Below are 15,615 nucleotides of genomic sequence, written 5' to 3' on the forward strand. Positions count from 1 at the left end.
TGTTTTTACCGTCAAAAATACAGCTAGAAATAAAGATGCAACCATTTTTAAGTAAAACTCAAAAAATAGGTAAGTGCTTACTGCCTTTAATTTGCTTGCTTATGCAAACAAAAAGCGAGGCAGCAATTGAGTGGCAACCGTTGTCAGCTAATATTCAATTTCTTAAGCAACCTGAAAGACTTCGTTTTTACGATTCTAACCAAGTATTAATTGAAGGCAGTGAATGTGCATTACTCATTGATGCCAGTGGTAACTTTGCGGTGGTAGAACAACTGGTAACCGAGCTAAAACAACGCCTAAAGACGCCTTTGTGTTATTTAGTTGCAACCCACTTTCATGACGATCACTTACTGGGGATGGCGGTTATGCAGCATTACTTCCCAGACGCAAAACTTATTACTCATCAACAAGTCGCTAACGACTTTTCGCTTTACCAGCAAGCCTTAACAGACAAGCTAGAGGGATTCGAGAAAAGCATTGAGCTGAGCTATCAACGATTAGCCACCTTACCCGATGCTGAGCAAGTTCAATGGCGAGAAAAGCTTACCCGCGCTAAAAAGCGCTTATTTCGCTGGCAAGACTATCAATTAACACCACCAAAAATGAGTATTAGTGAATCTAAAACGTTAGATTTAGGTGGCTATACACTCACTATAAACCCGCATCAGGCACATACCAATGGCGATCTAACACTACTTGCCGACAAAGGTAAAACCTTAATTGGTGGTGATATCATCGATTGGTTACCTTACCCTGGGCATGGCGAGCTTAAGCAATGGCAACGCTTATTAAAAAAATATATAAATAATAATACGCTGTCACTTTTTATTCCTGGACATGGCGATTTAGTCGATAAAGTTAAACTAAAACAGTCACTCACGTTTTTAGAAGCAATTACGGAGCATGTTAAAAACAACCCTGAAGCCAGTATTGAGCAATTACAAAAAAACTTCCCTAGTGAGGCACTAAAACCTTATCAACAAGAACCACTTGATATAAAATCAAGTCACTTATTTTTGCAATCGGGATTACTTCGCACTAAAAACAGTCAATAACTGAACACAATGGATTGTGTTAAAATATGGAAATATATTTTTTAAAAAGGAACAAAATGCGTCACTTGATCTTATGCTTTGCCATTGTATTGCTATGCAGCTGTAAAACCACTCAGCCAGAGATCATTGCGCCTGCAGTTCCCACACCTGTAGAGTCAAAACCGGCATTATCAAATACGCCGACCTCTAAAAACACTCACAAAGTCATTAATAAAAAAGCCACAGCCAAAGCCCCTGAAATAGCTCAACCCACAGAGTTATGGGCACATATTGCTGATAACTTACATTTACCGGTTGAGCAAAATCAGGCGTTAAAAAAACGCATTAACTGGTATTTAAAACAGCCTAATTATTTAAAAATAGTGTCTCGACGTGCAGCGCCTTTTTTATACCATATTGTAAAAAAAGTTGAGCAAAAGCGCTTGCCGATGGAGCTCGCCTTGTTACCATTTGTAGAAAGTGGCTTTAGACCTACCGCACGCTCAAGCGAGCACGCTGTGGGAGTGTGGCAACTCGTTGCAGCAACCGCGCATCATTTTGGGGTTAAATCAGATCAATGGTATGACGGACGCCAGGATGTATTAGCCTCAACCGATGCGGCACTTGATTATTTAAGCTATTTACATAAACGTTTTGATGGTAATTGGCTACATGCACTTGCGGCCTATAATACCGGTGAAGGCCGAGTTAAGCGCGCTATAAAACGCAATCAAAAACGAGGTAAATCAACTGACTTTTGGGCACTAACACTGCCAAAAGAAACCGCTGACTATGTACCAAAACTATTAGCACTGAGCTATTTAGTGAAACACCCTAAGGCAAATTTTAAACGGCCAAAGCTTCCTTATAAAGCACTGACTACCTCACTAAATGTGGCAAAACAGTTTGATTTTTCAGTTATGGCCAAGCTCTCTGGCATGGGCGCCAAACAACTGCATGCCCTTAATCGGGGTTATTTAAAAAATCAAAGCTCTCCCCATGGACCGCACACTCTGTTATTACCTATAGAGCAACAAGCTTTATTAAAAAACCGCTTTTTTAAAGCCAATTTTGCAGGCGAATACATCGTTAAGAAAAATGACACGCTGTACGGTATTGCTAGGCATTTTGGCTTGCCTTTAGAAGTATTAAAACAGCTCAATAATAAGCAAAATAACTTTATTGGCGTTGGCGAAAAGCTTATTTTAGGGGAGCCGCAAACTTTGCCTGAGTCGCTCACTATTAACTATAAAATAAGCCCTTATCTAGAACAAAAAGAGCAAATCATTCCAACCATCGAGGTAGATTACCACGTAAAACCCGGTGATAACCTTTGGAATATAAGTCAGTTATACGGCGTTGCTCATAGCGATTTAGCGCGTTGGAATAAATTATCTGCCTCAAGCGTATTAAAACCTGGGACTCAGTTGGTTTTATTTATACCTCAAGCCGCGACACCTAAAACTACACCGGCGAAAAAAGACCTGTTACTCGACTTACAAAATACATTAAATCATCCACGTTAAGTTTCTAAAGCGCAGTATTTCGCGTAAAATTGCCTTTAATTAATTTAAAACTCAAAGAGACAAGCATGCAAATCAGTAAAAATTCGGCCGTTGAATTTCATTACACCCTAAGCGAAGCGGGGGAACAAATCGAAAGCAGCCTAAACGACGCGCCATTAAGTTATATTCACGGCAGCGAAGGCATGCTTCCAGGTTTAGAAACCGCACTTGAAGGTAAAGCCGCTGGTGATAAATTTAGCGTTACGTTATCTCCAAGTGAATCATACGGTGAGCGTGTTGATGACTTAATTCAGCGCATTCCGCTTAAGCACCTTCAAGGTGATGTAAAAGTATGGAAACCAGGCATGACTGCTATGGTGCAATCAAACCAAGGTCGCCACCAAGTAACCATTGTAAAAGTAGGCCGCTTTAATGCTGATTGTGATTTAAACCACCCATTTGCTGGTAAAACGCTGACTTTTGATGTTGAGGTTGTCTCAGTTCGAGAAGCAACAAACGAAGAGATTTCTCACGGCCATGTTCATGCTGAAGGTGGTTGCGGCCACGCACATTAATTGCTAATTAAAGGAACAAGTATGTCAAAAGTTGCAATAGTAACCGGTGGCTCTAAAGGCATTGGCTTTGCTGTGGTTCAGCGATTATTAACGAGCGGCTATCAGGTTCATAACTTAGATATTGAACCCAGTGAGAGTGGTGTTTTTCATCAATGTGATGTTAGTAATGTAACCGCCGTACGTCAGTGTATACAGGCTATTATTGAAAAAATACAACGCATTGATGTACTTGTTTCAAATGCTGGCAAGCACCTAAGTGCCACAATTGAGCAAACCGATGAAGCGACATTCGATGCGTTAATGGCACTGAATGTTAAAGGTGCGTACGCGGCTATACAAAGCGTATTACCAGCCATGAAAGCACAGCAAGATGGCGCTATTGTGTTAATTGCCTCAGATCAGGCCATTATTGGCAAACAAAACTCATTTGCTTATAACCTGACTAAACATGCACTGGCTTCGATGGCTAAAACCACCGCCTTAGATTACGCAAGCTTTAATATTCGCACTAATGCCGTGTGTCCTGGCACCATAGAAACACCGTTATTTCATAATGCGATTGATGCATACTGCAAAAAAAGTGGCGCAAATAAGGCAGATATTGTTGCCGAAGAAGCTGCTTTACAACCACTTAATCGTTTAGGCCAAGCCGATGAAGTTGCAGCACTGGTAAACTTTTTAGTAAGTCCAGAAGCCAGCTTTATTACCGGCAGTTTGCAACGCATTGATGGCGGTTACACAGCGCAATGAGTACTAAAATTATTGACCCGCATGTGCATTTTTTTAATTTGCTGGAGGGTCAATACACCTGGCTGCAAGGTGCTAACCCACCCGCTTGGCCTAACTTAGATAAAATAAAACAACCGATTAGCGTTGCTGAACTAATCAAAAGTACGGACTTTGAACTCGTTGGTTTAGTGCATATAGAAGCTGGCTTTGATAATGAGCAACCTATTAATGAATTAAACTGGTTAGCAAAGCATATAAAAAGGCTACCTTACAAAGCGATTAGCTTTGCAACAATTAACCAGCCAAATAACGCATTTAAACTAGCACTTAAATATCTAAAACATTCATCCCTTGTCGGCATTAGAGATATCACTGAAGGTCATGATGCCACGCGCTTATTGAACCCTCATTGTCTCGATAACCTGCGCCACTTGAGCCACTTAAAACTGCATTTTGAAGCGCAATTTGAAATAGAAAACCTCAACATCACCGAGCAACTTATTTCTTATGCCAACCAAGTTAGTGACTTACAAATCATCATTAATCACGCAGGCCTTGCACACAACCTTGCTAACTGGCAACGCGCCATTGAATTACTCGCACAACAGCCTAATGTTGCGATGAAGTTTTCAGGCTTTGAATTACTCATGCTTAATAGCGAGCAGCAAACCCAATGTTTTACACATATTTTAAAGCATTTTGGTATGCAAAGAGTGATGTTTGCCAGCAACTTCCCCGTGTGCCAAATTAACATTAACTACAATGAGTTATGGCAACATTATCGAAGCCTATGTAGCGATGATCTTACATGGCAATATTTGAGTTACAAAAATGCTGCGCGCCTCTATCAACTCTAAATAAAAACCGCTATATTTAGCTCAACAGTTTAAAAAACGAGCATGCGTATGGCCATTCTTAACTCATCTTCTTTTAAATACACATTACTCTCTTTATCGCTAGCCGCTTTATTAACAGGTTGTGGCGGTGGAGGTAGCGACAATGCGACCAACCCAACAACTAATAACGGTGGCTGGACTTCTGGTGTTTTTGCTAGCTCAGGGCAATTTAAAGGTCAATGCCAAGCAATTAATGAAAAAAACTGGCTACGCTCTTGGAGTAACGAAACCTACTTATGGTACGACGAAATTATTGATACTAATCCGGCATTAACGTCAGGCGTCATTGATTACTTTAATACTTTAAAAACGGAGCAGCTGACTGAGTCAGGTGCGAAAAAAGATAACTTTCACTTTAGTTTGCCAACCGATGAGTGGCAAAGACAAAATCAATCAGGCCTAAGCTTTGGTTATGGCTTTAATATAAAAATAATCGCTGGTAGTGCGCCGCGCCAAGCAATTGTTAGCTATACCGAGCCAAATACCCCTGCTAGTAATCAAAATATTATTAGGGGCTTTGAGCTTTTAGAAGTTGATGGTGTTGATTTTATTAACACGACCTCATCAAGCGAGGTAGCTATTATTAACGCAGGTTTATTCCCAGAACAAACAGGTAAAGTTACCGAATTTGTATTTAGGGATATCAGCACTAATGAAAATCGCATTGTTACGCTCACATCTCAAAATATCGAGTCGCAACCAGTAATGAACGTACGTACTGATTTAGCAAACGGCGATGTGGGTTACTTTCAATTTAATAGCCACAACGCGATAGCCGAAACGCAGCTTTACAACGCCTTTAACCAACTCGCTGCCAGCAGCATTAAAGATTTAGTCATTGATGTGCGCTATAACGGCGGTGGTTTGTTACAAATGGCCAGCCAAGTAGGCTATATGGTGGCAGGTGACAATACCCAAGGCAAAATATTTGAACGCACTATTTTTAACGATAAATACCCCAATACCAACCCTATCACAGGGCAAACACTGACCCCCATGCTCTTTACAAATCGTTTTGTCGGGTTTGAAAATAACCCTGCAATAGCTGCAGGCACCCCATTACCAACGTTAAATTTAGATCGGGTATTTGTACTCACCACCAGCAGTACCTGCTCAGCCAGTGAGGCTATAATTAACGGGCTGCGCGGAGCCGATGTTGAAATCATTCAGATAGGGGCTGGCACCTGTGGTAAACCGTATGGCTTTTACCCAACCGATAACTGCGACACTACTTATTTTACCATTCAATTTACTGGCGAAAATAATAAAGGTTTTGGTGAATATTCAGATGGCTTTGCACCGCAAAATACCATTGATAATGCGCGCCAGCCCGTACTTATTGCAGGCTGTGCTGTTGCCGATGACTTTAGCAAACGCTTAGGTGATGCAAGTGAAGGCTTACTTAATACCGCACTTAGTTATAGATCAACCGGCAGTTGCCCAGCCCCAAGCTCAATAAATAGTGTTCTCGGTTTTGCGCCCACTATCGCCACCGATATGCCTGAAGTAAAAGACGCGCGAATTCAGACTGTACTAAAACAGAATATTATTCTTAGCGATAACATGAGATAAGCAATGAAGATTTTATTAGCAATAACTGCAATTTCGCTATTTTTAAGTGGGTGCTTAGCACAAAGCTCAGAGCCCACACCTAAATTGCAACATGCGTTACTAATTGAGCCTAATAGCGCTAAAGTAGCCGACGCAATTGCGCAGCTGCTGCATAGCTCGCAGGTTCAATTAGCAGACGATGTTTTTGTCACCTCAAGTACAGTTACCCTTGAGCAACTTAATCATAAAGATCCTCAGGGCAACCCTATTATGGGCAAGCAACTTAATATGCCAGATCAATTTGAGCTCGTGACTAAGGGAGAGCGCTGTTTTGTTCGCCACCTTGATAGCAAGGCAACCATTGAACTAAAACAAGTACTTTGTAAAATAAACCCACAGCGATAAAAAAGCCGGTAAGTGACAACTCACTTACCGGCGATTCCTCAACAGAGTAAACTATTTTATTTCTACACGTTGTGAGCGCATTACAATTTCATCGTTAAGCTCAATACCAAGACCTGGTTCTTCAGATACTTCAAAAAAGCCATTTTTAGGTTGTGGATCTTGTAAGCATAGCTCTCTATTCCACTTTTTAATTGCGTAAGTATGATGCTCGTGAATTAAAAAGTTAGGGATCGCTGTTTCTAAGTGCAATGATGCCGCCGTTGCAACCGGCCCACCACATACGTGTGCCTGAATACGCACATCAAAAATATCAGCGTAATCACATACTTTTTTAGTTTCGGTAAAGCCACCACATAAGCCGATATCTGGCTGTAGTACATCAATACTTTGATCTTCTAAATAAGGACGTACACCCCAGCGGTTATACAAGCGCTCGCCGCCTGCAATAGGCACAGCCACTTTATCAGCCACTTTTGCATGTAATGAATGGTTTAGGTAATTCACCGGCTCTTCAAAATACATACAGTCAAATTCTTCTGCAATTTCACCAATTTGAATTGCCGATGTCGCCCCTGGTAAGCTATGACATTCAAAAATAATATCTACTTCGTCACCCACGGCTTCACGAATAGCCTGCATACGAGCGCGGTATAGTTTCATTTCTGGACGAGAAATAATATTTGTGCGGTCGTAATAGGTGTTGCCGTCTTTATCGTATTGAATTGGATCGACCTTTACCGCATCGTAACCTTCCGCCACCGCTTTTAGTGCCGCTTCTGCATATTCTTGTGGCTGTACCAGCGCTTTAAATTCACTGTCCCAGTCAAACTGCAGCTGTGATGCATAAGTACGCAACTTGTCGTTAACTTTACCGCCAAGCAACTGATAAACCGGTAAACCCAATGCTTTACCTTTTATATCCCAAAGCGCCGTATCAATCGCACTCATTGCTGCGTAAACCACCGGCCCACCACCTAAACCCCAAAAACTTTCACGTAACATGCGCGACCATAGTTTTTCAGTTTGAAACGGGTCATGGCCAATTAAAAAGGCATCGGCCATTTCTTTGATCATCGCAGCAGCGGCACTGTGGCCTAAATCGTACGCAAGACCTGCTTCACCCACACCGCTAATACCTTCATCGGTATGAATTCGAACAAATACCGGCGTCCATGCAGGCCGATCAGGGCAATGAATATCAAAGACTTCAACGCGATTTACTTTCATAAAAATTCCTTATTAACCTTCAGTGGGTTATTTTGCAAAACTAGGATCAAGACGATACGCTTTTCGTAACATGGCAGGCCATGCTAGCTGGCCCCCTGTACTGCCACTGTGAACGACGTTCGCTTGGTTATAAATGTTATCAATAATAGCTTGAGGCACAGCAGTCGCTTCTTGCGCACTTGATTGAATGGCTAACTGTATTTCACAGGCACGCTGAAGGTCATAAAAGCGCATAAACGCATCGCCTACCGTTGGTCCTACTGTTAAACCGCCGTGGTTGACCAATAGCATATAATTGGTGGTGCCTAAATCTGTTTGCAGGCGTTTACGTTCATCGTCATTCACCGCTAAACCTTCATAGCCATGGTAAGACAGAGACGGCAATGAAAACATCGAATACTGACTTAGCGGTAACAGCCCTTCTTTTTGTGTTGCAACCGCAATGGTTTCTTTGGTGTGCAGGTGTATAACGCAATGTGCATCCTCACGTACTTCGTGAATGGCACTGTGAATAGTGAACCCTGCAGGATTAATATTAAAGGGTGTATCGTCAATAATGCGGCCATTTAAATCTACTTTGACTAAGTTAGATGCAGTGATCTCATCAAACGTTAAGCCAAAGGCATTCACTAAATAATGATCAGTGCCCGGTAGGCGAGCAGAAAGGTGCGTATAAATTAAATCCCCCCAACGAAAATGGTCAACTAATCGATAACATGCGGCTAAATCAACACGTAGTTGCCACTCTTGTTCTGATACTTTATTTTTTAAATTGAGCTGGGGTAAATCAAACATAACAAGCCTTTTAAAACACAGCATAGCGCTAGTGATTGTAGATGTTTAGAAGTCTAAATGAGTATTTGCATGATGGCAATCACCAAATAAAAAAGCCACACATAGGTGTGGCTCTTTTTAATTAGCGTTAACGATTATTGTACTTTTGATAGGTAATCGGCAATCGCTTCAAATTCTTCATCAGTCACAGTCGCAACCATCGCTTTCATCGCCATAGACATACCGTTGTTACGAGCGCCTGACTTGATGTCTTTCATTTGCGCTACTAAATATTCTTTGTTTTGACCATTTAGTTTAGGGTACATCGCCATAATAGGTGCTTTACCTTCTGCACCATGACATGTTTGACAATTTTTAGCTGTGTAAAGTGCAGCGCCATCTGCAGCGGCTGCTGAAAATGAAAAACTTGCGGCTAAACCAATACCCGCGCCTAATAAAAGTGTTTTTATCTTGCTCATTGTATTTACTCTTCTTTTTACGGTTAAAAAAAACGGTTGTGATTATTGTAGTCAATAAATCTTTAAAAAGCATACGTCCTTGGTAAGGTTTGACGATCAATCAGAACAAATACGTGTATCCCTCATAAAACACATACTAGCTTGCTTTAACTGAGCAGATACTTAATAGGCTTACCAAATAAGATCGTCTGGCACTTCAAAATCAGCATACGGATCGTCTTCATCTTTGGCTTTATTTTCAGGCTCAACATGAAACACAATATACTTTTCATCCACCTCAGCCACTTTACGCGCAGGCTCATCTTCTAATACGTAAAACTGACCTTCTAACACACAAATAGCTAAACGCCCGCCCGAGAGCGCCTTTTGCGTTTGCTCATTCACATCAAGCCCTTTCACTTTATTTTCATAAGTGAAGTTAAAGGTACGCTCACCGCGAATTGACTCTTGATTATGATGCTCTAAAATTTGCTTAACACGGGCGACTTGCTCGCGCTGCTTTAATTCTTCTTGGCGCGCTTTATTGAGCTCTTCAGCTTTTTGCTGCTGCTCCAACTTAGTTTGCTGAATATGCTTTTGTAAATCGTTCGGGTTGCTCGTCGCTCCCTTCTTTTGCTTTTTCTGTTGCTTGCGCTTTTCTGATTTAGCAACTTTAGCTTTATGTGATGTTGTTAAACCAGCTTGGAGCAATTGCTCTTGTAGTGACCCCATGGCGTGTTCCCACTAAAAACGAATATTAATGCTATTTTAATCACCAACGAGCGTAAATAACAGCGCTATTGGTATTAATCTAACAAACTACTGAAAACAAAGCATGATTTAGCGCAATAAAGGTTAATTTATGAAAACCCTAGCAGTTTTGTATATAATGCAGCTCAACTAATAAGCAATGTTAACGGCAGTCGATGCGCTTACCTCACTTACTCTTTTGTTCTGTTTTCATTTTTTTTGTTTTATACGCACCACAGCCATTATTAAGTTTATTTGCTACTGAATTTAATGTTGCTCCTGCTGTTGCGGGCAGCTTAATGACGGCAACTATGCTGCCTTTAGCCATTGCCCCTTTGGTGTATGGGTTGTTTTTAGCTAAGCGAAACCCATTATTAATTTTACGCACTGCAATGTTATTCCTCGGTGTCGGCTGCTTATTATTTATTTATGCCCCTAGTTTTGAGCTACTGTTACTTGTTCGGTTTTTACAAGGGCTAACTTTACCTGCCGCTTTAACCGCTATGACCAGTTATATTGGTATGAGTTATCAAGCCGATACATTACAAAAAAATATGACGCTATATATTGGTAGTACTATTGTCGGTGGTTATTTTGGCCGAGTATTGGCTGCGCTCTTTAGCGATGTTTGGTCGTGGCAGAGTTTTTATTACCTAATAGCAGCCATGCTGATTATTCTAGCGTTAAGTATTCCTCATAAACGTTTTAATCTTGTTAAATCAACCGAGGTTTTATCGCCATTAGATTATATAAAACAACTTAAAGAGGGCTCTGCACTTAAGCTCTATGGTGCCATTTTTTGTATGTTTTTTTGCTTTGCAGCATTATTAAACTACTTGCCTTTTATTTTAAAAAATACCTTTTTAATTAATAACACGCGCGACATTGGCTTTGTTTATAGTGGCTATTTGGTGGGTGCTTTGGCTTCTATTTTCACTCCTTGGCTATTAAAAAAAATGACTTCAGCCTGGCGATTGTTGGCCGCGGTATTCGTGTTTTATAACCTCAGTATTGTATTATTAATGAGTCATTCACTGTTGTTGTTTTTAATTGCATTCACACTCTTTTGTGGCGCTATGTTTGTAATTCATTCCACAGCGGCACCACTGGTTAATAAAATCAGTCACGCACCGCCAAGCGTTACCAACGGATGCTATGTATCATTTTATTACAGCGGCGGCGCACTGGGCTCGTTATTACCTGGGGTGGTTTATCAAGCTCATGGACAAACGGCGTTTATGACAACATTACTCGCTGTGTGTTTGTGTGGACTGGGGCTTATTTTGTGGGCTCAGCGCGATGGCAAAAACATCACCCGCGGCTGATGCTCAGTAAAGTCAAAAAAACGCAGTAAATCAGGCTTAGTTAATAACCATGTTTGGGTATTTTCAAACGGGTGGCAATGAAATAAATCGCCAAACCAAATATCTTGGTCAAGCCAAAGCGTTACATCTCGTTGCTTATCGTTCATTAAGCTGAGCATTGACACACAACCAGGTGCAACCTTTAAGTACTTAGCCAAGCGCTCATTAGAGGCAAACCCTAAGCGCGATAGGCCTTGCTGTTTAGACAACGATTTTAAATCGAGTTGTTTATCATGCGCGGTGATCACTAAAAAATGGCGCTTACCTTCGTTATCTCGCAAAAATAGATTTTTTAAGCGTGTTCCAGGGCGATTCACCATCAGCTCGTCGGCATCTAAGCTGCCATATAGCGCTGGATGTTCTATTACGTCATATTCTATATTTAGTTGGGCTAACACCGCCGCTAATTTTTGTTTATCCGCTAACATACTACAAACAACGCCCTCTTAATTGCACACTTAAATCACGCCATAGTACTTCGTTTATTTCATGCTTACCTGCACAATAGTTACGCTGTGCTAGTTCTTTATTAAGAAACTCTACCGCTTGATCTTCTAATTGTAATTTTAAAACACTCGACTCTTCAAAATGCTCTTGCTCAGCAAAACGCTGAACATCACTACGGGTTAGTTTTTTATTGATATTAATTTGCTCACGACTTTTAGCCTTTACAGAAACCACATAAGCAAAAAGCTTGTTACCTTGCCCATCAAGGGTGTCATAAAATTGTTTATTATTAATTTCGTAGGGCGGTTCATCTACTGAACTGGCACAACCAAAAAGGAAAATCATGAAAACTAACGCGTATTTTTTCATTATGTATTGTCGTTTTAGTAAATATTGAGCTCGAGTTTAACAAAAATTAGTTAAAACGGAAAAATTTGTGAAAAAATACTTGACCAAAATCGTAAAAATATTTAAAGTTCACCCCGCTTGAGACTCAGCACTTAAGCATTTACATTATATGTAAATTAGGAATGTGGGGCTATAGCTCAGCTGGGAGAGCGCCTGCCTTGCACGCAGGAGGTCAGCAGTTCGATCCTGCTTAGCTCCACCACTTTCCTACTCTCTCCTTTAAGTAATTTCCTTGTTTTATATTCTAAATAAATTTCTCTGTTAATCATTTTTTGCCCTGTTTTAATCTTTATGTTTGCTTAGTTATTTGATTTTGCTAAATCGAGATCAAAAATGCCGAGCAAAAGCCCGGCATTTATATCGTTTATAAGGTTGGGTAAGTTATTCGCGAACTTGACCAACACCATTAACTAAATATTTCTCAGTCGTTAGTGACTCAAGCCCCATTGGACCATAAGCATGCAGCTTAGTCGTTGCAATACCAATCTCGGCGCCTAAACCTAGTTGTGAGCCATCAGAGAAACGTGATGACGCATTAACCATAACAACCGATGCATCCACACTACGTTGGAATAACTCTGCCGCAGCATCGTTTTTAGTACAGATAACTTCGGTATGATTTGAGCCAAATTGAGCAATGTGCTCAACGGCTGCATCAAAGCTTGGCACTATACGAATAGCAATTTCTAAATCTAAATATTCTTCACCAAATTCGTTATCTGCAAGCACAGTGGCATTATCAAAATACTCAGCCGCTTTGGCATCAGCATTTATTTTTACGCCTTCTTGGCGAAGCACTACCGCGCACAGGTTTAAAAACTCATCAGCAACATCTTGGTGTACTATTAACCCTTCTAAGGCATTACATACGCCAGTACGTTGAGTTTTACCGTTAAGTAGTAGATTAAGTGCCACTTCTAAGTCTGCATCTTTATCTACGTATAAATGACACACGCCTTTAAAGTGCTGAATAACAGGAATTGTACTGTTTTCTGTTACATAGTTAATAAGCCCTTCACCGCCACGTGGAATAATTAAATCAATACTGTCGCGTTGCTGCATTAATTCCATTAGTAAAGCACGGTCAGGATCTGGAATAACTGAAACTAGCGCCGTTGGCAAACCATGTTTAGTAAGCACGCTGTGCATTACACTAGCAATGGCTTGTGAGCTTTTAAGCGCTTCTTTACCACCGCGCAAAATAACACCATTACCCGACTTAAAGCACAATGCGCCAGCATCAGCCGTTACATTAGGTCGTGCTTCGTAAATCATGCATACCACGCCCAGTGGTACACGCATTTTTCGGATTTTAATGCCATTTGGACGTTCAGTGATATCACGTAACTGGCCAACCGGATCATCAAGTGAAACAATCACTTCGATACCTTCAGCCATCGCTTCAATGCGCTCATCATTCAATGTTAAACGGTCTATCATTGACGCTGCTAAATTATTGTCACGCGCAGCGCTTAGGTCACTTTCGTTTTCTTTGATTATAAATTCTTTTTGATCTCTTAATGCCGCTGCCATATCGGTTAACACGTTGTTTTTAGTCTCGGTATCGAGTAAAGCAAGTGTATGTGCAGCTTTTGCTGCTTGGCGTGATATATCCGTAATTAAACTCATGAATTCTCCAATAATGCGATATCTTTTTCTGAAATAATTGGTCCAATTGAATCCTGCATTTTTTCGCTGAATTCACTCTGCTCGTTGTCTGCAATAAAGTTTAACAAGCAGCTACTGTAATTTGCTGTGGCTTTAGCTAAACGCGTACCATCTTCACTGCGAACTAAGATAGTATCGCCCACAGCAAACTCGCCATGTACTTCCTTGATCTCATCGCCTCGTAAACAGCCGTCTTCGCCTTCTAGCGAATCATCAAATGACCCATCGACAACCACTTCACCTTGTTCATTTGCGGTATGTGTCATCCAGTGAATAGAGTCTTGCATTGGTTTTTCATAAGGCAAGAACACACTACCTGGATTTTCGCCCGCTAATAAACGAGTAAAGGTTTCTTCTTTAAAGCCATTAATAATATACGTTGCAATACCATGTGATGTGGCTTTTTCTGCCGCTTCAATCTTGGTTTTCATACCACCGGTGCCTACTGCACTGGTAGCACATCCTGCCATAGCATAAATAGAATCATCAATTGATTTTATTTCAGGCAATAATACGGCATCGTCATGCAGATTTGGGTTTTTGTCATACAGCCCATCTACATCTGAAAAAATCATTAATGCGTCGGCATCAGCGGCTGCTGCCACCATCGCTGATAAGTTATCGTTATCACCCACTTTTAAATCATCTGTTGTCACCGCATCATTTTCATTAATGATAGGTAGCACGCCGTGTTCTAACAAGGTAAATACAGTTTCACGAATACTTTGATAGCGCTCACGGTCACGTAGGTCACCATGAGTTAATAGTAGCTGCGCCGAAGGAAAATCAAAGAAGCGATCCCACATGGCCATCATTTCTGTTTGCCCTGCTGCTGCCATGGCTTTTTTCATAACAACTGAGCGCGGCTTCTCTGATGGAAATAAATGCGAGCCTGCCGCTACAGAGCCTGATGACACTAAAATAACCTCTATACCACGTGCGCGACAGTGAACGATAAACTGTGCGATGGTTAACAAGTAGCGTGAACGACAGCCATCTTGATCGGGTGCAATTAAGGCACTGCCCACTTTAAGTACGATACGTCGCCAATTTAACTTTTGCATAAATGCTCAACTTTCCATTTTATTTGTATTCATCACACTGATGAATGAAACCAGGTCGCTATGTTTAAAACATAACGTCGAATTTGTTTATCATTGCCCACACTTTTTTACACACGCGTACACCGTCTCTAAAACCATTGTTTTAAATTGAGATGCAAAAAATAAATAGTATTAACCCAATAAAATTGGATTGTACTAACTAAAAAAATATAAAGTGTTGTTTATGTATCGCTGTAAAAAGCTGTGTGCGGCTTTTTTATTAACAACATACATAGAGCCTCTTAAGTCTGGTACACCAACAGATAGGGTGATGACTTAAGGACCGAGATTTAACCGCCACGATGGGGGTTAAATATTGAAAGGTAATAGTTCAACTCAAACTTTAATTTATATGCGTTAAGCAAATAAACACCTTGAGCAAAACTATACCAAAGAGTTCGGTAAATGATATTTTATGTTCGAAAATTATAAAACATCGCTGAAACAATCACTAAGAGAGTTAAGATGTTTATATCTAATACGTTTACTTACTTAAATAACAAACTTTATTAGATAACTAATTATTCGAACACGAAGTATAATACGTTAAAATAGCCGCTTAGATCAAGGCTAAAATTAAAGCTAAATAGGTCACAACAGACAAGGCATGCGCATTTTTCAATAGATATCATAAAGTTAGACTACTATAAATAGTAATTATAGAGACTATAACTTTGATAACACTCTCAAAAAAGACGTTAACACTAAATGAATAAACATT

16 protein-coding genes and 1 tRNA gene are annotated in these 15,615 nt (G+C 40.5%); 9 read left to right on the forward strand and 8 right to left on the reverse strand.

Annotation, left to right across the window (positions count from 1 at the left end):
• Positions 1-35 precede the first annotated feature (35 nt).
• The 7 genes from MTN96_RS20525 (at position 36) to MTN96_RS20555 (ending at position 6,695) form a co-directional block, all read left to right on the forward strand.
• Positions 36-1,055, forward strand: a complete 1,020-nt coding sequence (locus MTN96_RS20525) for an MBL fold metallo-hydrolase (protein WP_248532638.1) — start codon at positions 36-38, stop codon at positions 1,053-1,055.
• Between the two features lie 56 nt (positions 1,056-1,111).
• A complete protein-coding gene (locus MTN96_RS20530) occupies positions 1,112-2,560 on the forward strand; it encodes a transglycosylase SLT domain-containing protein (protein WP_024601946.1) in 1,449 nt (482 codons plus the stop codon).
• Between the two features lie 65 nt (positions 2,561-2,625).
• Positions 2,626-3,114 (forward strand): peptidylprolyl isomerase, encoded by a 489-nt coding sequence (locus MTN96_RS20535; RefSeq protein ID WP_008466307.1) that lies wholly within the window; start codon positions 2,626-2,628, stop codon positions 3,112-3,114.
• Positions 3,115-3,135: 21 nt separating this feature from the next.
• Positions 3,136-3,864, forward strand: coding sequence for an SDR family NAD(P)-dependent oxidoreductase (locus tag MTN96_RS20540; protein WP_248532639.1), 729 nt, complete (start codon positions 3,136-3,138; stop codon positions 3,862-3,864).
• Positions 3,861-4,700: an amidohydrolase gene (locus tag MTN96_RS20545; RefSeq protein WP_248532640.1), complete on the forward strand. Its 840-nt coding sequence runs from the start codon at positions 3,861-3,863 to the stop codon at positions 4,698-4,700. The genes MTN96_RS20540 and MTN96_RS20545 overlap by 4 nt, the downstream gene beginning before the upstream one ends.
• A gap of 48 nt (positions 4,701-4,748) precedes the next feature.
• Positions 4,749-6,311, forward strand: a complete 1,563-nt coding sequence (locus MTN96_RS20550; protein WP_248532641.1) for a S41 family peptidase — start codon at positions 4,749-4,751, stop codon at positions 6,309-6,311.
• 3 nt (positions 6,312-6,314) lie between these two features.
• On the forward strand, positions 6,315-6,695 hold the full coding sequence (locus tag MTN96_RS20555) for a hypothetical protein (RefSeq protein WP_069439783.1): 381 nt from the start codon (positions 6,315-6,317) through the stop codon (positions 6,693-6,695).
• A gap of 51 nt (positions 6,696-6,746) precedes the next feature.
• On the opposite strand, the gene MTN96_RS20560 is transcribed toward MTN96_RS20555, so the two are convergent.
• The 4 genes from MTN96_RS20560 to MTN96_RS20575 all read right to left on the reverse strand — a co-directional run bounded on the left by MTN96_RS20560 (position 6,747) and on the right by MTN96_RS20575 (position 9,886).
• Positions 6,747-7,922, reverse strand: coding sequence for a mandelate racemase/muconate lactonizing enzyme family protein (locus MTN96_RS20560; protein WP_010391702.1), 1,176 nt, complete (start codon positions 7,920-7,922; stop codon positions 6,747-6,749).
• 27 nt (positions 7,923-7,949) lie between these two features.
• Positions 7,950-8,717, reverse strand: coding sequence for a class II aldolase/adducin family protein (locus MTN96_RS20565; protein WP_069439782.1), 768 nt, complete (start codon positions 8,715-8,717; stop codon positions 7,950-7,952).
• Between the two features lie 134 nt (positions 8,718-8,851).
• Positions 8,852-9,175 carry a c-type cytochrome gene (locus MTN96_RS20570; protein WP_010391700.1) on the reverse strand — a complete coding sequence of 108 codons (324 nt, stop codon included), beginning with the start codon at positions 9,173-9,175 and terminating at the stop codon, positions 8,852-8,854.
• 171 nt (positions 9,176-9,346) lie between these two features.
• The gene (locus MTN96_RS20575; RefSeq protein ID WP_010391699.1) at positions 9,347-9,886 is read right to left on the reverse strand and encodes a DUF2058 domain-containing protein; all 540 of its coding nucleotides are present in this window, start codon (positions 9,884-9,886) and stop codon (positions 9,347-9,349) included.
• A gap of 194 nt (positions 9,887-10,080) precedes the next feature.
• Between MTN96_RS20575 and MTN96_RS20580 the strand changes: the two genes are divergently transcribed.
• Positions 10,081-11,229, forward strand: coding sequence for an MFS transporter (locus tag MTN96_RS20580; RefSeq protein ID WP_138626685.1), 1,149 nt, complete (start codon positions 10,081-10,083; stop codon positions 11,227-11,229).
• Here MTN96_RS20580 and MTN96_RS20585 read toward each other — a convergent pair.
• Both MTN96_RS20585 and MTN96_RS20590 read right to left on the reverse strand, forming a co-directional pair.
• The gene (locus MTN96_RS20585; protein ID WP_138626684.1) at positions 11,196-11,696 is read right to left on the reverse strand and encodes a prolyl-tRNA synthetase associated domain-containing protein; all 501 of its coding nucleotides are present in this window, start codon (positions 11,694-11,696) and stop codon (positions 11,196-11,198) included. The genes MTN96_RS20580 and MTN96_RS20585 overlap by 34 nt on opposite strands.
• Position 11,697: 1 nt before the next feature.
• On the reverse strand, positions 11,698-12,084 hold the full coding sequence (locus MTN96_RS20590; protein ID WP_193049333.1) for a hypothetical protein: 387 nt from the start codon (positions 12,082-12,084) through the stop codon (positions 11,698-11,700).
• Positions 12,085-12,249: 165 nt separating this feature from the next.
• On the opposite strand from MTN96_RS20590, the gene MTN96_RS20595 reads away from it, so the two are divergent.
• Positions 12,250-12,325 (forward strand) — tRNA-Ala (locus MTN96_RS20595).
• Between the two features lie 179 nt (positions 12,326-12,504).
• On the opposite strand, the gene MTN96_RS20600 is transcribed toward MTN96_RS20595, so the two are convergent.
• Both MTN96_RS20600 and proB read right to left on the reverse strand, forming a co-directional pair.
• Positions 12,505-13,752 carry a glutamate-5-semialdehyde dehydrogenase gene (locus MTN96_RS20600; RefSeq protein ID WP_036980348.1) on the reverse strand — a complete coding sequence of 416 codons (1,248 nt, stop codon included), beginning with the start codon at positions 13,750-13,752 and terminating at the stop codon, positions 12,505-12,507.
• The gene (proB, locus tag MTN96_RS20605; protein ID WP_036980350.1) at positions 13,749-14,855 is read right to left on the reverse strand and encodes a glutamate 5-kinase; all 1,107 of its coding nucleotides are present in this window, start codon (positions 14,853-14,855) and stop codon (positions 13,749-13,751) included. Before proB ends, MTN96_RS20600 begins: the two co-directional genes overlap by 4 nt.
• Positions 14,856-15,615: the final 760 nt, after the last annotated feature.

This window comes from Pseudoalteromonas sp. 2CM28B, assembly GCF_023161935.1.